General features: G+C 66.5%; 22 protein-coding genes. 15 read left to right on the plus strand and 7 right to left on the minus strand.

Annotated features, from left to right (window positions below):
* Nucleotides 1-42 precede the first annotated feature (42 nt).
* From AC07X5_RS16325 to AC07X5_RS16335, 3 genes are all read left to right on the plus strand, one after another.
* Nucleotides 43-1,782 (plus strand): dipeptidase, encoded by a 1,740-nt coding sequence (locus tag AC07X5_RS16325; RefSeq protein ID WP_494771023.1) that lies wholly within the window; start codon nucleotides 43-45, stop codon nucleotides 1,780-1,782.
* Nucleotides 1,783-1,889: 107 nt separating this feature from the next.
* Nucleotides 1,890-2,393 carry a Dps family protein gene (locus tag AC07X5_RS16330; protein WP_494771024.1) on the plus strand — a complete coding sequence of 168 codons (504 nt, stop codon included), beginning with the start codon at nucleotides 1,890-1,892 and terminating at the stop codon, nucleotides 2,391-2,393.
* Between the two features lie 181 nt (nucleotides 2,394-2,574).
* The gene (locus AC07X5_RS16335; protein WP_409957609.1) at nucleotides 2,575-2,949 is read left to right on the plus strand and encodes a response regulator; all 375 of its coding nucleotides are present in this window, start codon (nucleotides 2,575-2,577) and stop codon (nucleotides 2,947-2,949) included.
* A gap of 42 nt (nucleotides 2,950-2,991) precedes the next feature.
* Here AC07X5_RS16335 and AC07X5_RS16340 read toward each other — a convergent pair whose 3' ends face one another.
* Genes AC07X5_RS16340 through AC07X5_RS16355 form a run of 4 tightly spaced genes read right to left on the minus strand, consistent with a single transcriptional unit; the run spans nucleotide 2,992 to nucleotide 9,030 of the window.
* Complete coding sequence (locus AC07X5_RS16340) at nucleotides 2,992-4,134, minus strand: hybrid sensor histidine kinase/response regulator (RefSeq protein WP_494771025.1); 1,143 nt, start codon at nucleotides 4,132-4,134, stop codon at nucleotides 2,992-2,994.
* On the minus strand, nucleotides 4,131-4,739 hold the full coding sequence (locus tag AC07X5_RS16345; protein ID WP_494771026.1) for a chemotaxis protein CheB: 609 nt from the start codon (nucleotides 4,737-4,739) through the stop codon (nucleotides 4,131-4,133). Before AC07X5_RS16345 ends, AC07X5_RS16340 begins: the two co-directional genes overlap by 4 nt.
* Nucleotides 4,736-5,575, minus strand: coding sequence for a CheR family methyltransferase (locus AC07X5_RS16350; RefSeq protein WP_494771027.1), 840 nt, complete (start codon nucleotides 5,573-5,575; stop codon nucleotides 4,736-4,738). The genes AC07X5_RS16345 and AC07X5_RS16350 overlap by 4 nt, the downstream gene beginning before the upstream one ends.
* A 20-nt stretch (nucleotides 5,576-5,595) precedes the next feature.
* A complete protein-coding gene (locus tag AC07X5_RS16355) occupies nucleotides 5,596-9,030 on the minus strand; it encodes a response regulator (RefSeq protein WP_494771028.1) in 3,435 nt (1,144 codons plus the stop codon).
* Nucleotides 9,031-9,206: 176 nt separating this feature from the next.
* Here AC07X5_RS16355 and ubiA point away from each other — a divergent pair, with 176 nt between their 5' ends.
* Entirely contained in the window at nucleotides 9,207-10,091 is an 885-nt protein-coding gene (gene ubiA, locus AC07X5_RS16360) for a 4-hydroxybenzoate octaprenyltransferase (protein WP_494771029.1), read from the plus strand.
* Nucleotides 10,092-10,106: 15 nt separating this feature from the next.
* On the opposite strand, the gene proC is transcribed toward ubiA, so the two are convergent.
* The 3 genes from proC to AC07X5_RS16375 all read right to left on the minus strand — a co-directional run bounded on the left by proC (nucleotide 10,107) and on the right by AC07X5_RS16375 (nucleotide 13,300).
* Nucleotides 10,107-10,943: a pyrroline-5-carboxylate reductase gene (gene proC / locus AC07X5_RS16365; protein WP_494771030.1), complete on the minus strand. Its 837-nt coding sequence runs from the start codon at nucleotides 10,941-10,943 to the stop codon at nucleotides 10,107-10,109.
* Between the two features lie 82 nt (nucleotides 10,944-11,025).
* Nucleotides 11,026-12,519, minus strand: a complete 1,494-nt coding sequence (gene glpK, locus AC07X5_RS16370; RefSeq protein WP_494771031.1) for a glycerol kinase GlpK — start codon at nucleotides 12,517-12,519, stop codon at nucleotides 11,026-11,028.
* 16 nt (nucleotides 12,520-12,535) lie between these two features.
* On the minus strand, nucleotides 12,536-13,300 hold the full coding sequence (locus tag AC07X5_RS16375; protein WP_409957601.1) for a DeoR/GlpR family DNA-binding transcription regulator: 765 nt from the start codon (nucleotides 13,298-13,300) through the stop codon (nucleotides 12,536-12,538).
* Nucleotides 13,301-13,502: 202 nt separating this feature from the next.
* On the opposite strand from AC07X5_RS16375, the gene AC07X5_RS16380 reads away from it, so the two are divergent.
* From AC07X5_RS16380 to rpsN, 11 genes are all read left to right on the plus strand, one after another.
* Entirely contained in the window at nucleotides 13,503-14,579 is a 1,077-nt protein-coding gene (locus AC07X5_RS16380; protein ID WP_494771032.1) for an ABC transporter ATP-binding protein, read from the plus strand.
* 1 nt (nucleotide 14,580) lies between these two features.
* The gene (locus AC07X5_RS16385; RefSeq protein WP_494771033.1) at nucleotides 14,581-15,657 is read left to right on the plus strand and encodes an ABC transporter ATP-binding protein; all 1,077 of its coding nucleotides are present in this window, start codon (nucleotides 14,581-14,583) and stop codon (nucleotides 15,655-15,657) included.
* Complete coding sequence (locus AC07X5_RS16390; RefSeq protein ID WP_494771034.1) at nucleotides 15,654-16,550, plus strand: carbohydrate ABC transporter permease; 897 nt, start codon at nucleotides 15,654-15,656, stop codon at nucleotides 16,548-16,550. Before AC07X5_RS16385 ends, AC07X5_RS16390 begins: the two co-directional genes overlap by 4 nt.
* A complete protein-coding gene (locus AC07X5_RS16395; protein WP_007861697.1) occupies nucleotides 16,543-17,355 on the plus strand; it encodes a carbohydrate ABC transporter permease in 813 nt (270 codons plus the stop codon). The genes AC07X5_RS16390 and AC07X5_RS16395 overlap by 8 nt, the downstream gene beginning before the upstream one ends.
* 12 nt (nucleotides 17,356-17,367) lie before the next feature.
* Nucleotides 17,368-17,676: a DUF2160 domain-containing protein gene (locus AC07X5_RS16400; RefSeq protein ID WP_494771035.1), complete on the plus strand. Its 309-nt coding sequence runs from the start codon at nucleotides 17,368-17,370 to the stop codon at nucleotides 17,674-17,676.
* A 103-nt stretch (nucleotides 17,677-17,779) separates the two neighbouring features.
* Nucleotides 17,780-19,510: an ABC transporter substrate-binding protein gene (locus AC07X5_RS16405; RefSeq protein ID WP_409956072.1), complete on the plus strand. Its 1,731-nt coding sequence runs from the start codon at nucleotides 17,780-17,782 to the stop codon at nucleotides 19,508-19,510.
* 186 nt (nucleotides 19,511-19,696) lie between these two features.
* A complete protein-coding gene (locus AC07X5_RS16410; RefSeq protein ID WP_494771036.1) occupies nucleotides 19,697-21,289 on the plus strand; it encodes a glycerol-3-phosphate dehydrogenase/oxidase in 1,593 nt (530 codons plus the stop codon).
* A gap of 194 nt (nucleotides 21,290-21,483) precedes the next feature.
* On the plus strand, nucleotides 21,484-21,852 hold the full coding sequence (gene rplN / locus AC07X5_RS16415; protein ID WP_007861702.1) for a 50S ribosomal protein L14: 369 nt from the start codon (nucleotides 21,484-21,486) through the stop codon (nucleotides 21,850-21,852).
* 9 nt (nucleotides 21,853-21,861) lie between these two features.
* Nucleotides 21,862-22,182, plus strand: coding sequence for a 50S ribosomal protein L24 (rplX, locus tag AC07X5_RS16420; protein ID WP_026435326.1), 321 nt, complete (start codon nucleotides 21,862-21,864; stop codon nucleotides 22,180-22,182).
* 9 nt (nucleotides 22,183-22,191) lie between these two features.
* Complete coding sequence (rplE, locus tag AC07X5_RS16425) at nucleotides 22,192-22,731, plus strand: 50S ribosomal protein L5 (protein ID WP_005793632.1); 540 nt, start codon at nucleotides 22,192-22,194, stop codon at nucleotides 22,729-22,731.
* Between the two features lie 8 nt (nucleotides 22,732-22,739).
* Nucleotides 22,740-23,045, plus strand: coding sequence for a 30S ribosomal protein S14 (gene rpsN / locus AC07X5_RS16430; protein ID WP_007861712.1), 306 nt, complete (start codon nucleotides 22,740-22,742; stop codon nucleotides 23,043-23,045).
* Nucleotides 23,046-23,063 lie beyond the last annotated feature (18 nt).

Raw genomic sequence — 23,063 nt, forward strand, 5'->3', positions numbered from 1 at the left:
CGCCTGTCCCGCGCTCCCCCATTCCCTAGGAAAGCTACAGAGATGAAGAAGATTTTGATGGCCGCTGGCCTTGCCGTGGGCCTGGCAGCCTGCTCCAGCGTGACGACGACCGATGCGCCGCAGGCAGCCACGATCAAGAAGGCCCAGATGGACCGCCTGGTGGCGGCGCTGCCCGCAGCGGCCCAGGGCAGCTTTGACGACTTCATCGCGCAGGCTGCGCGTGAGAACCCGCTGCTGCAGGCGAGCGTTGCCGCCTACAAGGCCAAGGCCCCGCTGGCCGGGGACGACCTGGTCAACATCAGCCGCCTGCTCGGCCTGTACAACCGCCTGCGCAACCAGGCGGCGGTGATCGACGCCACGGCGCGCATGGTCGCCATCCCCACCTTCCGCAATGACAAGGTGCCGCCGCACGAGGACAAGGCCATCATCGCCTTCGGCGCCCTGGTCGAAGGCATGGCCAAGGAGTTCGGCCTGGAATACCGCAACGTGGACAACCGCATCTTCGAAGTGAAGTTGCCCGGCAGCGGCAAGGAAGAATTCGGCATCCTCACGCACGCCGACGTGGTGCCCGTGGTGGCCGACGAATGGGTGCTGGACGACGGCACGCGCCTGGACCCCTTCAAGCTCACGCGCGTGGGTGGCAACCTGTACGGCCGCGGCTCCATCGACGACAAGGGCTCCATCGCCACCGTGCTGTATGCGATGAAGGCCGTCAAGGAAAGCGGACTGCCGCTGTCGCGCACCATCCGCCTCATGATCGAGACCACCGAAGAGACCGGTGGCGATGCCATGAAGTACTACCGCACCAAGACCGAACTGCCCGAGTACAACATCGTGCTCGACAGCAAGTACCCGGCCGTGGTCGCCGAAAAGGGCTCCGGCGCGCTGCGCGCCTCGTTCCCCTTGCAGGATGCGCCGGCCGGCTACACGGCCATCACCTCCATGACCGGCGCCGCGTCCACCAACGCGGTTCCGCAGACCGCCACGATGCGCCTGCAGGGCGGTGACCTGGCTGCCGTGGCGGCCAAGCTGGACAGTGCCAAGGCCGCCTTCATCGCCAAGTACACGCCGCAGGGCGGGGCCTTCAAGATTGACGTGGCGCAGGAGTCCGGCGCCGTGCAGATCAAGGTCACCGGCACCTCGGCCCACGGCTCGCGCCCCGAGGAGGGCGTGAACCCGCTGCCGCGCCTGGCGCTGTTCCTGCGCGAATCCGGCGTGGCGGTGGCGCCCACCGGCTATGCCAATGCCGTGCGCTACATCGCCGAACTGTATGGCACGGACTACCTGGGCCGCACCATCGGCATGGCCTACAGCGATGACTTCATGGGCCCGCTGACCATGTCGCCCAACCTCGTGCGCGAGAAGGATGGCATGGTCGACGTGCTGGTGAACGTGCGCATGCCGCGCGGCAGCACGCCCGAAAACCTGGTGCAGGCCAGCAAGGTCAAGATCAACGACTGGGCGGCCCAGGCCTCCGTTCCGGTGGTCATCGACCACCAGCAGGGCAACTGGATGGCGCGCGACCCCAAGGGCGCCTGGCTCTCCACGCTGCTCAACACCTTCGGCGACACGACGGGCCTCGAAGCCAAACCCGTGTCCACTGCCGGCAGCACCACGGCCAAGCTCATGCCCAATGCCATCAACTTCGGCCCCGCCATGCCGGGCAAGAAGTACACGGCCCACAACGCCAAGGAGTACAAGGAAGTCGTGGACCTGGATGCCGACATGCAGATGTTCACCGAGATGCTGGTGCGCATCGGCAATTTGGACAAGATGCAGTAACGGGATTCGCGCTTGCGCTACATTGGGTGCGAACCCCAGCCCCCTGGCCCGGCGTGAGCCCGGGCGAGGGGGCCGGACCATCGCTTGTTTCCAACGAAGGAGCCTCCATGGCCAAAGCCGCCAAGACCCCCGCCGCCCCCAGCATCAACATCGGCATCAGCGAAAAGGACCGCGCCGCCATTGCGCAAGGCCTGTCGCGCCTGCTGGCCGACACCTACACCCTGTACCTGACCACGCACAACTTCCACTGGAACGTGACGGGCCCCATGTTCAACACCCTGCACACCATGTTCATGGCGCAGTACACCGAACTGTGGAACGCCGTGGACCCGATCGCCGAGCGCATCCGCTCGCTGGGCCACACCGCTCCCGGCTCGTATGCCGATTTCGGCAAGCTGGCCACTGTGGCCGATGCGCCGAGCAAGCCGCCCAAGGCCCTGGACATGGTGCGCGTTCTGGTCGAAGGCCATGAGGCCGTGGCCCGCACGGCGCGCAGCCTGTTTCCGCTGGCCGACAAGGCCAGCGACGAACCCACCGCCGACCTGCTGACCCAGCGCCTCACGGTGCATGAGCAGACCGCCTGGATGCTGCGCTCGCTGCTGGAGGAGTGAGCTGGATGAACGGGGCCGCAGGGCCCCGTTCCTTTGGCGGGCCCTATCTTCCGGGGCAGCCTGCCGCATTGGCATCTCGTCCTACAGGTGGTGCCCGCGCTTTCCTAAATGATCCGTACTGGCGTTTCCTATTGTGCTTTTTCCGCCACGCTCCGCCCTTCCAGAACACGACACCATCCCTATGCGAATCCTTTATGTGGAGGACAACCCCGAACTGCGGGAAACCATCGGCATGCTGATGGAAGGGGAGGGGCGCACGATCACCAGCTGTGCCACGGCAGAAGAGGCGCTGGAGCTGGAGCGCGATGGCAGCTTCGATCTGCTGGTCACCGATGTGAGCCTGCCCGGGCTGTCCGGCACGGACCTGGCGCGCCAGGTACTGGCGGCCGATCCCCGGCGCTGGGTGGTGCTGTGCAGCGGCTACGACCTGGGCAGCCACCCTTCGGCCTGGGGGCCCAACGTGCGCACGCTGATGAAGCCGTTCGAACTCGAAGACCTGGAGACCTTGCTGCTCCAGGTGCAGGCCTCGCTAGACACCTCGCCCGCCGGGCGCTGATCCGGCCCCGCAGGTCCGCCGCGCGCGGGCCAGGGCGGCCGGTCAGCCTGCTGCCGTGGGGTGGCGCGGCAACACCACATGAAAGCGCGTGGTGCCGTCTTCGGACTGCACATCGATACGGCCGCCGTGCGAGCGCACGATCTGCTGCACGATGAACAGGCCCAGCCCCAGGCCCTGGTGGCGCCCTGGCGCCTGGTCACGCCCCCGGAAGGGGCTGAACAATTGCGGCAGCAGTGCGGGCGGAATGGTGCCGCCGTTGGTCACCGTCAGGGCCAGGGTCTGCGGGTCGGTGCCATCCAGGGCCACATGGATCGCCACCGCGGGATCGCCGTGGTGCACCGCATTGCCGATGAGGTTGATGGCCAGCTGGCACAAGCGTTCCTCGTCTCCCACGCCGGCCAGGTTCCCCTGGTCGCTGGTGCGGATCACATGGTTGGGAAAGCCCGTGCGTATCTCCTGCAGCGAGCGCTGCAGCACCGCCAGCAGATCCACCGGGGCCATGCGCATCGCCAGGCCGCCGCCCTGGCGGATGCGCGTCACGTCCAGCAGGTCCTCGATCATGCGCCCCATGCGCTGGCTGCTGCTGAGCACGCGCCCGGCCAGGGCCTGCGCCTTGTCGGCTGGCAGCGGCTGGCGCTGCAGCGCGGTGGCGGCCGCGCCGATGGACATCAGCGGCGTGCGCAGGTCGTGGCTGAGCACGGCCATGAACATCTCGTTGATGCGCAGCGCCTCGGTGCGCTCGCGCAGTTCGCGCGCCAGGGCGCGCTTCTGGCGGAACAGCTCGAAGAACACATTCGCCTTGGACGTCAGCACCTGCGGGTCGATGGGCTTGTACAGGAAATCCACGGCCCCGGTCTCGTAGCCACGGAACTGCCAGTTCTGGTCGCGCGAACCGGCGGTCATGAAGATCAGTGGGATGTGGCGCGTGCGCTCGCTGCCGCGGATCAGCTCGGCCAGCTCGAAACCGTTCATCTCGGGCATCTGCACGTCCAGCAAAGCCAGTGCCACGTCGCCGTGCTGCAGCAGCAGCTCCAGCGCCTCGGGCCCCGACTGGGCCTTGAGCACCTCGATGCCGTCGCTGTGCAGCAATGCCTCCACTGCCACGAGGTTTTCGGGCACGTCGTCCACCACCAGGCACTTGATGCGCTCGGCCGGCAGTGGCTGGGGGTGCAGGGTGGGGCTCACAGGATTCTCCGCATTTGCAGGTCGGCCAACAGGGACGCGATCTCCGAAGGGGTCAGGACATGGTGTGGCGCCATCAGGTCCAGCGCGGACTGCGGCATGGTGGACATGGCAGCGCTCGCGGGGGCCTGCACGACACACAGACCCCCGGCGGCGCCGATGGCGGCCATGCCGCGCGCGCCGTCCTGGTTCGCGCCGGACAACAGCATACCGAGCAGGCGCTCGCCATAGGTATCCGCCGCCGACTCGAACAGCACGTCGATGGATGGCCGCGAGAAGTGCACGGGCTCGTCCACCGAGAGCGCCAGCCGTGGTCCGGCATCCACCAGCAGATGGTAGTCGGGCGGGGCGAAGTACACGGTACCCGCCTCGATGGGCTCCTTGTCCTGCGCTTCGGCCGTGCGCAGCGCGCAGCGCGGGCGAAAGATCTCGGGCAGCAGGCTCGGGGCCTCGCGCGGCAGGTGCAGGGTGACCAGCACCGCTGCGCGGATCTGCGACTGCAGCGCCGGCAGGATGGTGGAGATCGCATCGATGGCGCCCGCCGAGCCCCCGATCACGATGGCATCGAACCTGCGCGCGCCGGGCGGGTGCCGTGTAGCGGCCGTCATGTGCCCACCTTCTTGCGGTAGATGCGGTCTTCCAGCACAAAATCGTCGAAAGCCGGGGCCTGCTCGGTGAAGCGCATCGACTCCTTGGAGCCCAGGCCCAGAAAGCCGCGGTGGCAGAGCGCTTCCTTGAACAGGCCGAGCGCCCGGTTCTGCAGCTCACGCTCGAAGTAGATCAGCACGTTGCGGCAGGACACCAGGTGCACTTCGGCGAACACCGTGTCCGTGGCCAGGCTGTGGTCGGAGAACACCACCTGCTTGCGCAGCGCGCGATCAAACACCACCCGTCCATAGCCGGCGGAGTAGTAATCCGACAGCGAACTCTTGCCGCCCGAGCGCACGTGGTTTTCGGTGAAGGCGGCCACGCGCGAGAGCTCGAACACGCCGGCTTCGGCCGCCTGCAGGGCCTGCTGGTTGATGTCGGTGGCATAGATGATGGTGCGCTCGAGCAGGCCTTCCTCGTGCAGCAGGATGGCCAGCGAATACACCTCCTCGCCCGTACTGCAGCCGGCCACCCAGACCTTGAGCGAGGGGTAGGTGCGCAGGATGGGGATCACCTGCTCGCGCAGCGCCTTGAAGTAGCGCGGATCGCGGAACATCTCGCTGACCTGCACCGTGAGGTATTCGAGCAGCGCCGGGAAAATGGCGGCATCGTGCAGCACCTTGTCCTGCAGCTGCGACAGCGTCTGGCAGCCAAAGCGCGACAGCGCCGCCTGCAGGCGCCGCTTGAGCGAGGCCTGCGCATAGCCGCGGAAGTCGTAGTGGTAGCGGTAGTAGATCGCATCGAGCAGCAGGCGCTGCTCGATGTCGCCGATCCGGGCCGTCTTCAGGTGGGGCAATCGTGACTCCGGCGTGCTGCTCACTTGGGCATCCACACCCGCACCAGCGAGAGCAGCTTCTCCACATCCAGCGGCTTGGCGATGTAGTCGTTGGCGCCGGCGGCCAGGCATTTCTCCTGGTCGTCCTTCATGGCCTTGGCCGTGAGGGCGATGATGGGCAGCTTGCGCCAGGCCGGCTGCTTGCGGATCTCGCGCATGGCGGTGTAGCCGTCCATCTCCGGCATCATGATGTCCATCAGCACCAGGTCCACCGCCGGGCCGGCGCCGCCGGAGCGCTCCAGGAAGTCGAGCGCCTCGCGGCCATTGCGCGCGATCTGCACCGCAATGCCCGTGGGCTCCAGGATGCTGGAGAGCGCGAACACGTTGCGCACATCGTCCTCCACCACCAGCACCGTGCGGCCCTCGAAGGCTGCATCGCGGCTGCGTGCCACCTGCAGCATCTGCCGGCGCTCCACCGACAGCTCGGATTCCACCTGGTGCAGGAACAGCGTCACCTCGTCGAGCAGGCGCTCGGGCGAGCGCGCATCCTTGATGATGATGGACTTGGAGAAGCGGCGCAGCTGCTGCTCTTCGTCGCGCGTGAGGGCGCGCCCGGTGTAGACGATGACCGGCGGGAAGGACACGTCCTCCTGCTCCGACATGGCCTTGAGCAGCTCGTAGCCGCTCAGGTCGGGCAGGTTCACGTCCATCACCATGCAGTCGAAGGTGCTGCTGCGCAGGTAGTCCAGCGCCATCTTGGCATTTTCCACGCACACAATGTCCACGCCATCGCTGGCCAGCAGGGCGCGCACACTCTCGCGCTGGCGCTCGTCGTCTTCCACCACCAGCACGCGGCGCATGCCCTGGGTGAACTTGGCTTCCAGACGCTGCAGGGCCTGCACCAGTTCCTCGCGCTTGACGGGCTTGAGCGCGTAGCCGATGGCGCCGCGGCCCATGGCCTCCTGCGAGTAGTCGGCCACCGAGACCACGTGCACCGGGATGTGCCGCGTGGCCGGGTTGCGCTTGAGCTGGTCGAGCACGCCCAGGCCCGAGAAGTCGGGCAGGTTCACGTCCAGCACGATGGCGCTGGGCTGGTGCAGCGTGGCGGCCGCCAGGCCCTCGCCGGCCGTGTGGGCCAGGATGCAGTGGAAATCCATCTCCTGCGCCAAGTCGTTCAGGATGTTGGCAAAGCGCACGTCGTCCTCGATCACGAGGATGTTGCGCTCGCCCTTGGGGCGTGCCGCCACGGGAAGGATGGCGGGGGCGGCTGGCGGCGCAGGCAGGGTGGCGGCTGCAGGGGCCATGGGTGCCGTGCCGGCGTGCGCTGGCGGAGGTTGCATGGCCATGCCGGTGGAGGGCGCATCCAGCGGCACTGCGTGGCGTGGCACTGTCAGCGTGAACTCGCTGCCCTGGCCCGGCGTGCTGCGGATGGCGATGTTGCCGCCCAGCAGGTGCGCCAGATCGCGCGAGATCGACAGGCCCAGCCCCGTGCCGCCGTACTTGCGGTGGGTGCTGCCATCGGCCTGGCGGAAGGCCTCGAAGACCAGCTCCTGCTGGTGCTCGGGGATGCCGATGCCCGTGTCGCGCACCGCAAAGGCCAGCATGTCCCCGGGCAGGGGCGAGACATGCAGCGCCACGCTGCCCTGCTCGGTGAACTTCACCGCATTCGACAGCAGGTTCTTGATCACCTGCCCCAGGCGCAGCGGGTCGGTGTCCATGGTGGCCGGCACGCCCGGGTCCATGGTGACGGTGAGGGTCAGGCCCTTCTCCTCGGCGATGGGGCGCAGGGGATCGGCCAGCCCCTGCACGGTGCGGGCGATGTCCACGGTCTCGATGTCGATGGTGGCCTGCCCGGCCTCGATCTTGGACAGGTCCAGGATGTCGTTGATCAGCGCCAGCAGGTCGTTGCCGGCCGAGGAGATGGTCTGCGCGTACTTCACCTGCTCGGCCGTGAGGTTGCCGGCCTTGTTGTCCGCCAGCAGCTTGGCCAGGATCAGCGTGGAGTTGAGCGGGGTACGCAGCTCGTGGCTCATGTTGGCCAGGAACTCGCTCTTGTACTGGCTGGTCTGCTCGATCTCGCGCGCCTTCTCGGTCAGGTCGCTCTGGGCGGCAAGCAATTCCTCGCGCTGGTTCTCGAGCTGCTGGGTCTGCTCTTCGAGCTGGGCATTGGTCTGCTCCAGCTCGGTCTGCTGCAGCTCCATCTGGGCCTGCGATTCCTGCAGGATGCGGCTTTGCTGCTCCAGCTCCTCATTGTTGACGCGCAGTTCTTCCTGCTGGGCCTGCAATTCCTCGGACTGGCGCTGGGTCTCTTCGAGCAGGGCTTCGAGGCGGCTGCGGTCCTGGCCCGATCGGATGGCAACGGCCAGCATCTCCGAGGCCTGCTTGAACAGCCTGTGCTCGAATTCGTCGATTGCGCGGTAGAAACCCAGTTCGATCACGGCAAAGACCTCGCCGTTTTCCATGGCGGGCGCCACCAGCAGCTCGGCGGGGGCGGAGGCACCGGTGCTCGAAGACACCACCAGGTGGTTGGCAGGCACGTCGCGCACGTGCAACAGTTCGCGCGAGCGCGCGCACTGGCCCACCAGGCCTTCGCCGTCGATCAGCTTCTGCGCCAGGCGCTCGCGCGGCAGCGCATAGCCACCGAACAGCGTGAAGCCGCCATTCTCGTTGACCGCATAGGCAGCGCCCACCTTGGCATTGAGGTAGGTGGCCAGGTACTCGAGCGCCAGCTCACCGATCTCCTCGACGCGGCGGTCACCCTGCAGGCGTTGCGCCAGCCCGCTCAGGCCCGTCACCACCCAGTTCTGGCGCGCTTTCAGGCGGTGTTCGCGCGCGGTCAGCGCGGCCGAGATGCAGATCAGCGCCAGCAGCACCAGTGAGCCGCCCCAGGAGTAGTAGGCCGACAGGGACGTGGCTTCCTCCCAGCCGCGGCGGCGGTCTTCGAGTTCCTGCGTCTGCAGGCCCGCCAGGTCCGAGGCCAGGTCACGCACCCGGTCCATGATGTTCTTGCCCGCATCGCTGCGCACCAGGGCCATGGCGCCTTCCACGTTGCCGGCCTTGCGCAGGTCCACGGTCTCGGCCAGCTCGCTGCGCTTTTGCCGGGCCAGGTCCTCGATCTGGACCACCAGCCGCCGCTGGCCGGCATTGCCCTCGGTGCTGGCCTTGAGGGCCGTCAGCTGCCGGTCCACCACGTTCTGCGCCAGCAGGTAGGGCTGCAGGTAGGAGGCGTCACCCGTGAGCAGGTAGCCGCGCTGCCCGGTCTCCAGGTCCTTGAGCGCCGAGTGCACCAGCGACAGCTGGCGCATGGCCTGCGAAGTCCGGTCCATCGCCGCCACGGCGTCGGCCCGTACCTCGGAGGCCCGGTAGTTCACGAAGGCAATCACCAGCGTGGCCAGGGCCGCGACGATGAAGCCTGCCATCAGGCTCTTGGGGATGGCAAAGCGCTGGGCGGCCTGGGTACTCGGGGATCGGGGCATGCGGGGCGGATTCCGGGTGAAGGGGCAACCGGCCACTGTAACGGGTTGTACCAATAGCCGGTGTAGGACATGTCCTGCATGGTAGCGCTCACTGCGGGGCCGATGGGCGCTGCGGCTGTTACATTCCCGGTGCGCCTGCCCTGTGTGGCAGTTCTCCCTCGCCGCTTCCATCGCCCATGTCCGCACTTCCGCGCAGCCGCTTGTCTCTTTACCTCGACCTGATCCGCTGGGACCGGCCCGCAGGCTGGCTGGTTTGCCTATGGCCCACGCTCAGTGCGCTGTGGATTGCCGCCGATGGCTTTCCGGGCTGGCACCTGCTGGCGGTGTTCGTGCTGGGCACCTTCCTCATGCGCAGCGCGGGCTGCTGCGTGAACGACGTGGCCGACCGCGACTTCGACCGCCACGTCAAGCGCACCGCGGCGCGGCCCGTGACCACCGGGGCCGTCACCGTCAAGCAGGCGCTGGCCCTGGGCGCTGTGCTGGCCCTGGTGTCCTTCGGTCTGGTGCTCACCACCAATGCGGCGGCCATCGCCTGGTCCGTGCCCGCCGTGCTGGTGGCCATTGCCTACCCGTTCACCAAGCGCATCATCGCCATGCCCCAGGCCGTGCTGGGCATCGCCTTCAACTTCGGCATCGTGATCGCCTTCGCCGCGGTGCAGGGCCAGGTGCCCGCCGTGGCGTGGTGGATGTGGCTGGGCAACCTGTTCTGGGTGCTGGCCTACGACACCGAGTACGCCATGGTCGACCGCGACGACGACCTCAAGATCGGCATCAAGACCTCGGCCATCACCCTGGGCCGCTTCGACGTGGCGGCCATCGTGCTGTTCTACCTGCTGTTCCTGGGCATCTGGGGCGTGGCCCTGGCGCCCTATGCCCTGGGCCCGGTGTACTGGCTGGCCACAGCCGCCGCCCTGGCACAGGCAGTCTGGCACTGGACGCTGATCCGCGACCGCAGCCGCGAAGGCTGCTTCCAGGCCTTCCGCGTCAACCACTGGCTCGGCGCCACCGTGTTCGCCGGCATTGCCGGCAGCTACCTGTTGCGCCAGCTTGCTATCAATTGAGTAGCAGGCGAGGAATTACTTGCCAAACTCATCGCCCAGTTCGTGGGCGCGGTGCTCGGCGGCTTGCATCGCGCGCTCGAAGGCCTCGCCCACACCATCGTTCTGCATGGACTGCAGCGCCGCATAGGTGGTGCCGCCCTTGGACGTGACGCGCTCGCGCAGCACGGCCGGCGGGTCGTCCGAACGGCGCGCCAGTTCCGAGGCGCCCACGAAGGTGCCCAAGGCCAACCGGTGGGCCTGCTCGGCCGACAGGCCCATGGCCGTACCGGCGCGGGCCATGGCTTCGAGGAAATAGAACACATAGGCCGGGCCCGAGCCCGACAGGGCCGTCACCGCATCGAGCTGCTTTTCGCTGTCCACCCACAGGTACTCGCCCGTGGTGGCCATGATGGCCTCCGCGCTCTGGCGCTCGTCCTGCGAGACGCCGGGGCGGGCATACAGCGCGCTCATGCCCTTGCCCACCAGGGCCGGGGTGTTGGGCATGGTGCGCACGATGCGCTCGCTGGCGAGCCACCGGGCGATGCTGTCCGAACGGATGCCGGCGGCTACGCTCAGGTGCAGGGCGTCCTGGGTGTGGGCGCGCGCCAGGGCGGCGGCATCCTTGAAGGTCTGGGGCTTGACGGCCCAGACCACGATGCGCGCGCGCTGCAGGGCAGCGCCGGCTTCCGGCTGGGCTTCGATGCCGTAGTTCGTGCGCAGGGCCTCGCGCGCCTGCTCCCAGGGCTCGACGACTTCGATCTGGCTGGCCGGGTGGCCCTGGCGCACTAGGCCGCCGATGATGGCGCTGGCCATGTTGCCGCCGCCGATGAAGGCGATCACGGGGAGGGTAGGGGAGGCGGGGGTCTGGCTCATGGTGTGCACAACTGGGAAACAAACAGCGGGGCCATGATGGTAGCCGCACCGCCTGCGGCCACTGCTCCTCCCTGTTTCGGGGTCACTCTGCGGTGGTCTGGCGCACGGCGCGTTCCCAGCGCTCCATGAGCTCCTGTGCACGCGCCTTGTCCAGGGTCGGCAGAAAGCGCCGCTCGGCGCGCCACAGCTGCGACAGTTCGGCCGTGCTGCCGTACACGCCGCTGGACAGGCCCGCCAGGTAGGCGGCCCCCAGGGCCGTGGTCTCGATCACGGCCGGGCGTACCACCGGAATGCCCAGCAGGTCGGCCTGGAACTGCATCAGCAGGTCGTTGGCGCAGGCACCACCGTCCACCCGCAGCTCGCTCACCGGCTTGCCGCCGGCAGCCACGGCGTCGCGTCCCATGGCCTGCAGCAGCGCGGCGCTCTGGTAGGCAATGCTCTCCAGCGCCGCACGCGCGATGTGGCCCAGGGTGGAGCCGCGCGTCAACCCCGTGATGGTGCCGCGCGCATCGGGCTTCCAATAGGGGGCTCCCAGCCCGGTGAAGGCCGGCACCATCATCACGCCGCCCGAGTCGGGCACGCTCTGCGCGAGGGATTCAACCTCGCCGCTGGTGGAGATGGCGCGCAGGCCGTCGCGCAGCCATTGCACCACCGCGCCGCCCACGAAGACGCTGCCTTCCATCGCGAACTCGGTCTGCGCGCTGGCCTGGGCTGCGCTGGTGGTGAGCAGGCCGTTCTGCGAGGTCTGGAAAGTGGCGCCCGTGTGCATCAGCATGAAGCAGCCCGTGCCATAGGTGTTCTTGGCCATGCCCGCGCTGAAGCAGGCCTGGCCGAACAGCGCGCTCTGCTGGTCGCCCGCCACGCCGCCCACGCGGATGGCGTGGCCCAGCAGGTCGGGAGCCACGTCGCAGAAGTGCGAGCTCGATGGTTGCACCTGCGGCATCAGCGACTTGGGAATGCGCAGCAGCGCCAGCAGCTCGTCGTCCCACTGGTTGGTGTGCACGTTGAACAGCATGGTGCGCGAAGCGTTGCTCACGTCGGTCACGTGCACCTCGCCATGCGTGAGCTGCCACATCAGCCAACTGTCCACCGTGCCGAAGGCCAGCTCGCCGCGCTCGGCCTGCGCGCGCGCACCGGGCACGTGGTCCAGCAGCCATTGCAGCTTGGTGCCCGAAAAATAGGCATCGACCAGCAGGCCCGTCTTGGCCTGGATGGTGCCCGCGTGCCCCTGCTCGCGCAGCTGCGCGCAGGCCGGCTCGGCGCGGCGGTCCTGCCAGACGATGGCATGGTGCACGGGCTGGCCGGTTTGGCGGTTCCACAGCACGGTGGTTTCGCGCTGGTTGGTGATGCCGACGGCGCGCACGGCACTGGCCTTGATGTTGGCCTTTTCCAGCGCCTCGCGCGCCGTGGACAACTGGGTGCGCCAGATCTCCATCGGGTCGTGTTCCACCCAGCCGGGCTGCGGGTAGATCTGCGGCAGCTCGCGCTGGGCCAGGGCCACGATGTGGCCCTGCTCGTCGAAGACGATGCTGCGGGAGCTGGAAGTGCCTTGGTCGAGTGCGAGCAGGTAGGTCATGGCGGGCAAGGATAAGTCAGGCGGCCACGGTGCAAATCACCTCGGCGTCCTGGAGCAATACGGGAAAGGGCTCGGGCGGCGGCGCATCGGTGAACAGCCGGTCGATCTGCTGCAGCGTGGCCAACTGCACCATGGCCGGGCGGTTGAACTTGCTCTGGTCGGCCGCCAGCCAGACCTCGCGCGACTGGGCGATGATGGTTTGCGCCACCTTCACCTCACGGTAGTCGAAGTCGCGCAGCGAGCCGTCGGGCTCGATGCCCGAGATGCCGATCAGCGCGATGTCCACGCGGAACTGGCGGATGAAGTCCACCGCCGCCTCGCCCACGATGCCGCGGTCGCGCGCGCGCACCACGCCGCCGGCCACGATCACCTCGCACTCGGGGTTGCCGCTCAGGATGGCCGCCACATTCAGGTTGTTGGTGATCACGCGCAGGCCGCGGTGGTGCAGCAGGGCCTTGGCAATGGCCTCGGTGGTGGTGCCGATGTTCAGGATCAGCGAACAGTCGTTGGGCACCTGTTCGGCCACGGCGCGTGCGATGCGCGCCTTGCCTTCGGCATGCAGGGTTTCGCGCTGCGGGTGGGCCAGGTTCTCCACGGTGGAGCTGGGCACCCGCACGCCGCCATGGAAGCGCGTGAGCAGGCCCGATTCGGCCAGCCGCTGCACATCGCGGCGCACCGTCTGCAGGGTCACACCCAGGGTTTCGGCGAGCTGTTCGACGCTGGCCGACTTGCGCGCGCGCACTTCTTCAAGGAGCAGGAGTTGTCGGGGATTCGTGTTCACGCGGTCAGGGCAGCAAGAAAGAAGCCAATAGGGTGGCGATACTTTAAATGGAACAAAAAGGAACTCATTAAGGGTAAACCTTGATACAAAACGATCACAAAAGAACAAGAATGAACGCAATCGAAAACAAACGGCCTCGGCGCGCCTGCGTACGGGGCCGATTCCACAAGACCCATCAGGGGTTCTGAGAAAGGTGTGCGGGATGCAGCTGGCACTGGACAGCATCAGCAAGAGGGTGGGGGCGCAGACCTGGCTCCATGGCATGAGCATGGCGCTGCACAGTGGCGCCGTCACGGTGCTGCTGGGCGCCACCCAGGCCGGCAAGACCAGCCTGATGCGCATCATGGCCGGGCTCGATGCGCCTACGGCGGGCACCGTGCGGGTGGACGGTGCCGACGTCACCGGCATGCCGGTGCGCGAGCGCAACGTGGCCATGGTCTACCAGCAGTTCATCAACTACCCCTCGATGAAGGTGGCCGACAACATCGCCTCGCCGCTCAAGCTGCGCGGCGAAAAGAACATCGACGCCCGGGTGCGCGAGATCGCGGCCCGCCTGCACATCGACATGTTCCTCGACCGCTACCCGGCCGAACTCTCGGGCGGCCAGCAGCAGCGTGTGGCGCTGGCGCGCGCCCTGGCCAAGGGCGCGCCGCTGATGCTGCTGGACGAACCGCTGGTGAACCTGGACTACAAGCTGCGCGAGGAACTGCGCGAAGAGCTCACCCAGCTGTTCGCGGCCGGCCAGTCCACTGTGGTCTATGCCACCACCGAGCCGGGCGAGGCCTTGCTGCTGGGTGGCTACACCGCCGTGCTCGACGAAGGCCGGCTGCTGCAGTACGGCCCCACGGCCGAGGTCTTCCACGCGCCGAACTCGCTGCGCGTGGCGCGCGCCTTCAGCGATCCGCCGATGAACCTGGTGGCGGCCACGGTGGTGGCGCAGGGTGTGCAACTGCAAGGGGGAGCGACGCTCGCCATTGCGCTGCCGCAGGGCACGGCCGCCGGCGGCGTCACCGTAGGCATCCGCGCCAGCGCGCTGCGCGTGCAGCCCCGCCCCGGCGACGTGAGCGTGAGCGGCAAGGTCGAGCTGGCCGAGATCTCGGGCTCCGACACCTTCGTGCACGTGGACACGCCCTGGGGCGAGCTGGTGGCGCAGCTCACCGGTGTGCATTACTTCGAATTGGGCGCGCCCCTGGCGCTGCACCTGGACCCGGCGCAGGCCTATGTCTTCGGTGCCGACGGCCAACTGCTATGGGCGCCCGCACGCCTGGGAGGTCGTTGAGATGGCACGCATCAGCCTGGACCTGGCGCATTCCTACAAGCCCAACCCGCAGCAGGACAGCGACTACGCGCTGCTGCCGCTCAAGATGGAGTTCGAGGATGGCGGCGCCTATGCGCTGCTCGGCCCCTCGGGCTGCGGCAAGACCACCATGCTCAACATCATGTCGGGCCTGCTCGTGCCCTCGCATGGCAAGGTGCTGTTCGACGGCCGCGACGTGACGCGCGCCAGCCCGCAGGAGCGCAACATCGCCCAGGTGTTCCAGTTCCCCGTGATCTACGACACCATGACGGTGGCCGAGAACCTGGCCTTCCCGCTGCGCAACCGCAAGGTGCCCGAGGCCCAGATCAAGCAGCGCGTGGGCGCCATCGCCGAGATGCTGGAGATGAGCGGCCAGCTCAACCAGCGCGCCGCCGGCCTGGCGGCCGACGCCAAGCAGAAGATTTCGCTGGGCCGTGGCCTGGTGCGCTCGGACGTGGCGGCCGTGCTGTTCGACGAACCGCTCACGGTGATCGACCCGCACCTCAAGTGGCAGCTGCGCCGCAAGCTCAAGCAGATCCACCATGAGCTCAAGCTCACGCTGATCTACGTGACGCACGACCAGGTCGAGGCGCTGACCTTTGCCGACCAGGTGGTGGTGATGACGCGCGGCCGCGCCGTGCAGGTGGGTTCGGCCGATGCGCTGTTCGAGCGTCCCGCGCACGTGTTCGTGGGCCACTTCATCGGCTCGCCGGGCATGAACTTTCTGCCCGCGCAGAGTGCTGCCGCGGCCCTTTCGGTTGCGGGCCACCGCCTGGCGCTGCCGGCCAGCCGAGCGTTGCCCGATGGGGCCTTGCAGGTCGGCGTGCGGCCCGAGTACCTGGCCCTGGCGCAGCCCGAGGAGCCCGGCGCGCTGCCCTGCACCGTGGTGCAGGTGCAGGACATCGGCACCTACCTGATGCTGACCGCCAAGGTGGGCGAGCACACACTGAAGGCGCGCTTCACCCCCGAAACGCGCCTGCCATCGGCCGGCGACACGGTCTGGCTGCAGGTGCTGGGCAGCCACACCTGCTTTTACCAAAACGAGGAGTTGCTGGCATGAGCGCCACCACCAAACCGGTCAACCAGAAGGCCTGGTTCCTGATCCTGCCGGTGATCCTGTGCGTGGCCTTCTCGGCCATCCTGCCGCTGATGACCGTGGTCAACTACTCGGTGCAGGACATCATCTCGCCCGAGCGGCGCGTGTTCGTCGGCACCGAATGGTTCGCCGCCGTGATGCGCGACGAGGAGCTGCATGCCGCGCTGTGGCGCCAGATCACCTTCTCGCTGGCGGTGCTGGCGGTGGAGATTCCGCTGGGCATCATGCTCGCGCTGTCCATGCCTGCGCAGGGCTGGAAGTCCTCGGCCGTGCTGGTGGTGGTGGCCCTGTCGCTGCTGATTCCCTGGAACGTGGTGGGCACCATCTGGCAGATCTACGGCCGTGCCGACATCGGGCTCATGGGCCGCATGCTGCAGGTGATGGGCATCGAGTACAGCTACACCGGCAACGCCACGCAGGCCTGGCTCACGGTGCTGCTGATGGACGTATGGCACTGGACGCCGCTGGTCGCGCTGCTGGCCTTTGCCGGCCTGCGCTCCATTCCTGATGCGTACTACCAGGCGGCGCGCATCGACGGCGCCAGCAAGTTCGCGGTGTTCCGCTACATCCAGCTGCCCAAGATGCGCGGCGTGCTCATGATCGCCGTGCTGCTGCGCTTCATGGACAGTTTCATGATCTACACCGAGCCCTTCGTGCTCACGGGCGGCGGGCCGGGCAATGCCACCACCTTCCTCAGCCAGTACCTCACCACCAAGGCCGTGGGTCAGTTCGATCTGGGGCCGGCGGCAGCGTTCTCGCTGATCTATTTCTTCATCATCCTGCTCTTGTGCTTCATCCTCTACAACTGGATGCAGCGCGTGGGCACCGCCAGCAACGAAGGGGCCGGCCATGAATGAAAAGCGCTTTCACAAGCGGTCGCTGTTCCTGGCGGCCTACCTGGTGTTCGCCGTGCTGCCCATCTACTGGATGGTCAACATGAGCTTCAAGACGAACGCGGAAATCCTCTCCACCTTCTCGTTCTTCCCGCAGCACTTCACCTGGGACAACTACAAGACCATCTTCACCGATGAGTCCTGGTATTCGGGCTACATCAACAGCCTGATCTACGTGGGCATCAACACGGTGATCTCGCTCACCGTGGCGCTGCCGGCGGCCTACGCCTTCTCGCGCTACCAGTTCATGGGCGACAAGCATGTGTTCTTCTGGCTGCTGACCAACCGCATGACACCCCCGGCCGTGTTCCTGCTGCCCTTCTTCCAGCTGTACACCACCGTGGGCCTGATGGACACGCACATCGCCGTGGCGCTGGCGCACCTCTTGTTCAACGTGCCGCTGGCGGTGTGGATCCTCGAAGGCTTCATGAGCGGCATTCCGCGCGAGATCGACGAGACGGCCTACATCGACGGCTACAGCTTCCCGCGCTTCTTCGTGACCATCTTCCTGCCGCTGATCAAGGCCGGCGTGGGCGTGGCGGCGTTCTTCTGCTTCATGTTCAGCTGGGTGGAGCTGCTGCTGGCGCGCACCCTGACCAGCGTGAATGCCAAGCCCATCGTGGCCACCATGACGCGCACGGTGAGCGCCTCGGGCATGGACTGGGCGACGCTGGCCGCGGCCGGTGTGCTGACCATCGTGCCGGGCGCCATCGTGATCTGGTTTGTGCGGCATTACATCGCGAAGGGTTTCGCGATGGGCCGGGTGTAAGGAGAGATCGACATGTTCGAGTGGATGGCCTGGACCCTGCCGGTGGCGGTGTTCTTCACGTGCATCGTGCTGATGCTGGTCGGCATGGCGGTGTGGGAGGTGAATTCGCCGACCACGCTGCGCAAGGGCTTCCTGCCCCTGGAGACGACGCGCGGCGACCGCCTGTTCATCGGGCTGCTGACGGCGGCCTATGTGAACCTGATTTTCGTGGGCGTGAGCGGCAAGCTGGCCCAGTGGTTCGAGCTGGGCGAAGACCCCTCGATCTGGATCAGCTTCGTGCTGTCCATGCTGCTGCTCGGCCTGATCATGCGCAAAGGCTGACGGGCGGCCCGCAAGTATTTCCCGTCGCACGGCTCAACCCTTCCCCGGAGCCGGGCGACCCATGTGCATCCAAAGGGGAGTGATTAATGAGGAGACAGGCACTATGAAGACGCGGTATACAGCGCTGGCACTGGCGGTAGCAGTCGTGACCGGGCAGTCGGCCATGGCCGGCGAGGCCGAAGCCAAGAAGTGGGTCGACAGCGAGTTCCAGCCTTCCACGCTGAGCAAGGACCAGCAGATGGCCGAGATGAAGTGGTTCATCGAGGCTGCCAAGAAACTCCAGGGCAAGGGTGTCAAGGAGATCTCCGTGGTGTCGGAAACCATCACCACCCACGAATACGAATCCAAGACCCTGGCCAAGGCCTTCGAGGAAATCACCGGCATCAAGGTCAAGCACGACCTGATCCAGGAAGGCGACGTGGTCGAGAAGCTGCAGACCTCCATGCAGTCCGGCAAGTCCATCTACGACGGCTGGATCTCGGACTCGGACCTGATCGGTACCCACTACCGCTACGGCAAGATGATGAACCTGACCGACTACATGGCCGGTGCGGGCAAGGAGTGGACCAACCCCGGCCTGGACCTCAAGGACTTCATCGGCACCAAGTTCACCACGGCGCCCGACGGCAAGCTCTACCAGCTGCCCGACCAGCAGTTCGCCAACCTGTACTGGTTCCGTGCCGACCTGTTCGACCGCAAGGACATCAAGGACAAGTTCAAGGCCAAGTACGGCTACGACCTGGGCGTGCCGCTCAACTGGAGCGCCTATGAGGACATCGCCGAATTCTTCACCAACGACGTGAAGAACATCGACGGCAAGCCGATCTACGGCCACATGGACTACGGCAAGAAGGATCCTTCGCTGGGCTGGCGCTTTACCGATGCCTGGCTATCTATGGCCGGCACGGCCGACATCGGCGCGCCCAACGGCCTGCCGATCGATGAATGGGGCATCCGCGTGGCCGACGACAAGTGCACTCCGGTGGGCGCCTCGGTGGCCCGCGGTGGTGCGACCAACTCGCCCGCCGCCGTCTACGCGCTGACCAAGTACGTCGATTGGATGAAGAAGTACGCGCCCAAGGAAGCCACCGGCATGACCTTCGGCGAAGCCGGCCCGGTGCCCGCCCAGGGCCAGATCGCGCAGCAGATCTTCTGGTACACCGCCTTCACGGCCGACATGGTCAAGCCCGGCCTGCCGGTGGTGAATGCCGACGGCACGCCCAAGTGGCGCATGGCCCCCGGCCCGAACGGCCCGTACTGGAAGCAGGGCATGCAGAACGGCTACCAGGACGTGGGTTCGTGGTCCTTCTTCAAGGGCCATGACGCCAACAAGACCGCCGCAGCCTGGCTGTACGCGCAGTTCGTGACGGCCAAGACCACCTCGCTCAAGAAGACCCTGGTGGGCCTGACCCCGATCCGCGAAAGCGACATCCAGTCCAAGGCCATGACCGACGCCGCGCCCAAGCTGGGTGGCCTGGTGGAGTTCTACCGCAGCCCCGCCCGCGTGGCCTGGTCGCCCACCGGCACCAACGTGCCCGATTACCCCAAGCTGGCCCAGCTGTGGTGGAAGAACGTGGCCCAGGCGGTCACGGGTGAGAAAACGCCCCAGGGCGCCATGGACACGCTGGCCGACGAGATGGACCAGGTGATGGCCCGCCTGGAGCGTGCCGGCATGGCCCACTGCGCACCCAAGCTCAACCCCAAGAGCGCGCCCACCAAGTGGCTGAGCGACAAGCAGGCCCCCTGGGCCAAGCTGGCCAACGAGAAGCCCAAGGGCGAAACCATCGCCTACGACAAGCTGTTGCAGGCGTGGAAGGACGGCAAGGCGCGCTGAGCGCCCTGGCCCCCGGGTCGCACCGCCTCGCTCTATATACACATAGAGGGACCGGCGGTTGCCCGGCGGCTTTTCCCCCGAACCTGCGGGTGCGGAGGGCCCATCCGGCCTATCCCGCCCCGCTGGCGTCAAGAATTTCAGGGTTAACCCTAGGCTCAACCCCGTGCCTGTGGACAATCGCTACCTATGACCCACGCCTCTTCCCCCCTGCCCACGCGGCGCTCCGACCTTCTCGACCGCCTTGCCGAGCCGCACCAGTACGATCTGGCCGTGATCGGCGGCGGGGCGACGGGCCTGGGCGTGGCGCTGGACGCGGCAGCCCGGGGCTTCAGCGTGGTGCTGGTCGATTCGCACGATTTCGCCAAGGGAACCTCCTCGCGCGCCACCAAGCTGGTGCATGGGGGCGTGCGTTACCTGGCCCAGGGCAACATCGCGCTGGTGCGCGAGGCCCTGCACGAGCGCACCACGCTCCTGAACAACGCCCCCCACCTGGCCCAGCCCCTGGCCTTCGTGATGCCTTCCTACAAGGCCTGGGAAACGCCGTTCTACGGCATCGGCCTGATGATGTACGACGCCCTGGCCGGCAAGGCGGGCCTCGGGTCCACCCAGTTCCTGGGCCGCGCGCGCACGCTGCAGTGCCTGCCCAATGCCCGCCAGGACGGGCTCAAGGGCGGGGTGAAGTACTGGGACGGCCAGTTCGACGATGCCCGCCTGGCACTGGCGCTGGCCCGCACGGCGGCCGCCAAAGGTGCTTTGCTGGTGAATTACTGCCCGGCGACCTCCCTGGTCCATGAAAACGGCAAGGTGGCGGGTTTCGTCTGCGAAGACAGCGCCAGCGGCCGCCAGTTCACCGTGCGCGCCAAGGCCGTGGTCAATGCCACCGGTGTCTGGGTCGATGCCCTGCGCCAGATGGATGGCGAGGCCATCGGCCGCCCGGTCAAGCCCATCGTGGCGCCCAGCCAGGGCGTGCACATCGTGGTGGACCGCGAATTCCTGCCTTCCGACCATGCCCTGATGGTGCCCAAGACGGCCGATGGCCGGGTGCTGTTTGCCGTGCCGTGGCTGGGCAAGCTCATCCTGGGCACCACCGACAGCCCGCGCCAGGACGTGGTGCGCGAACCCCTGGCCTTCAAGGAAGAGGTGGCCTTCATCCTCGACGAGGCCGCGCGCTACCTCACCCGTGCCCCCAAGGTGGCGGACATCCGCAGCATCTGGGTGGGCCTGCGCCCCCTGGTCAAGCCGCAGGACGACGATGGCGACAACACCAAGAAGATCAGCCGCGAGCACACCGTGCTGGCCAGCAGAAGCGGCCTGGTCACCGTGACGGGCGGCAAATGGACGACTTACCGGGCCATGGCCGAGGATGTGTTGCAAAAATGCTTCACCGTGGGCCTGCTGCCGGAAAAGGCCGCGGGCATCACCAACCGCCTGCCCCTGGTGGGCACGCCCACCGAGCCGGTGCGCCACCGCATCAGCGACGCCCAGGGTCTGCATTCCTATGGCAGCGAAGCCGCCGTCGTGCGTGGGTTACAGGGCGCCGGCGAGGACCTGGGTGGCGGGCTGACCGAGGCCATGGTGCGCTTTGCCGCGCGCCACGAATACGCCTGCACCGTGGAAGACATGCTGGCCCGCCGCTCGCGCATGCTGTTCCTGGACGCCCGCCAGGCCATCGCCTGCGCCCCCCGTGTGGCGGCCCTCCTGCAGGAGGAATTGGGCGTCGATCCGCAACTGGATGCATTCTTGTCGCTCGCCGAGCAGTATTTGCACGCTCCAGTGTGATAGGCGGTTGACTTTTGCCTGCCGCTTTGCAATAATCGAGGGCTTCGCGTTTCCTACGTGAAGTTTCTGCCCAGCGGGAAGTGCTGCAAATGGTTTGCGGTGCGGACGACGGGCCCAAGACTGACTGGCTGATCTGCAGCCCTTGAGACGTTCTCTGGGGCCGTGGTCTTCTGGTGCAAGTTGGGAATATTGAAATGATCCAGACAGAATCTCGGTTAGAGGTTGCCGACAATACCGGCGCCAAGTCCGTCCTTTGCATCAAGGTGCTGGGTGGCTCGAAGCGTCGCTATGCAAGCGTTGGCGACATCATCAAAGTGAGCATCAAAGAAGCTGCTCCGCGCGGCCGCGTCAAAAAAGGCGAGGTCTACAGCGCAGTGGTGGTGCGTACGGCGAAGGGTATTCGCCGCGGCGACGGCTCGCTCGTCAAATTCGATGGCAACGCTGCAGTGTTGCTGAATGCAAAGTTGGAGCCTATCGGCACCCGCATCTTTGGACCCGTGACGCGTGAACTGCGTACCGAGAAGTTCATGAAGATCGTGTCCCTGGCTCCTGAAGTTCTCTAAGGACTCGCCATGAACAAGATTCGCAAGGGCGACGAAGTCATCGTGCTGACCGGGCGCGACAAGGGCAAGCGTGGCACGGTGTCGCTGCGCAAGGATGACTCTTACCTCGTCATCGACGGCATCAACCTGGTCAAGAAGCACGCCAAGCCGAACCCCATGAAGGGTACGACGGGCGGCATCGTGGAAAAGGCCATGCCTATCCACCAGTCCAATGTTGCCATCTTCAATGCGGCCACCGGCAAGGCTGACCGCGTGGGCATCAAGGTGCAGGCTGACGGCGCACGCGTTCGCGTGTTCAAGTCCAGCGGCGCCGAAATCAAGGCGGCCTAAGGGGCAAACATGGCACGACTCCAAGAAATCTACCGCGACAAGATCGCTCCCGAACTGACCAAGCAGTTCGGCTACACCTCGCCCATGCAGGTTCCCCGTCTGACCAAGATCACCCTCAACATGGGTGTGAGCGAAGCCGTGTCGGACAAGAAGGTGATGGACAACGCCGTGGCGGACCTGACCAAGATCGCTGGTCAGAAGCCCGTGGTGACCAAGGCCAAGAAGGCTATCGCCGGTTTCAAGATCCGCGAAGGCCAGGCCATCGGTTGCATGGTCACGCTGCGTGGCGTGCAGATGTATGAGTTCCTGGACCGTTTCGTGACCGTGGCTCTGCCCCGCGTGCGTGACTTCCGTGGTATCTCCGGTCGCGCATTCGACGGCCGTGGCAACTACAACATCGGCGTCAAGGAACAGATCATTTTCCCTGAAATCGAGTACGACAAGGTCGATGCCTTGCGCGGTCTCAATATCAGCATCACCACGACGGCCAAGTCCGACGAAGAAGCCAAGGCTCTTCTGGCTGGTTTCCGTTTCCCGTTCAAGAACTGAGGCAGGGTATGGCTAAAGTAGCTTTGATCCAGCGCGAACTGAAGCGCGAAAAACTGGCCGCCAAGTACGCAACGAAGTATGCGGAACTGAAGGCGATCGCCGGTGACGCCAAGCGCAGCGACGAAGAGCGTGATGCAGCCCGCCTGGGCCTGCAGAAGCTCCCCCGCAACGCGAACCCCACGCGCCAGCGCAACCGTTGCGAAATCACCGGTCGCCCACGCGGTACCTTCCGTCAATTCGGTCTGGCCCGCGCCAAGATCCGTGAACTGGCTTTTGCAGGCGACATCCCTGGTGTCACCAAGGCCAGCTGGTAAGCAGGCAGGAGAATTACA

The sequence above is a fragment of the Acidovorax sp. GW458-11-26-14-TSB4 genome (genome assembly GCF_059423865.1).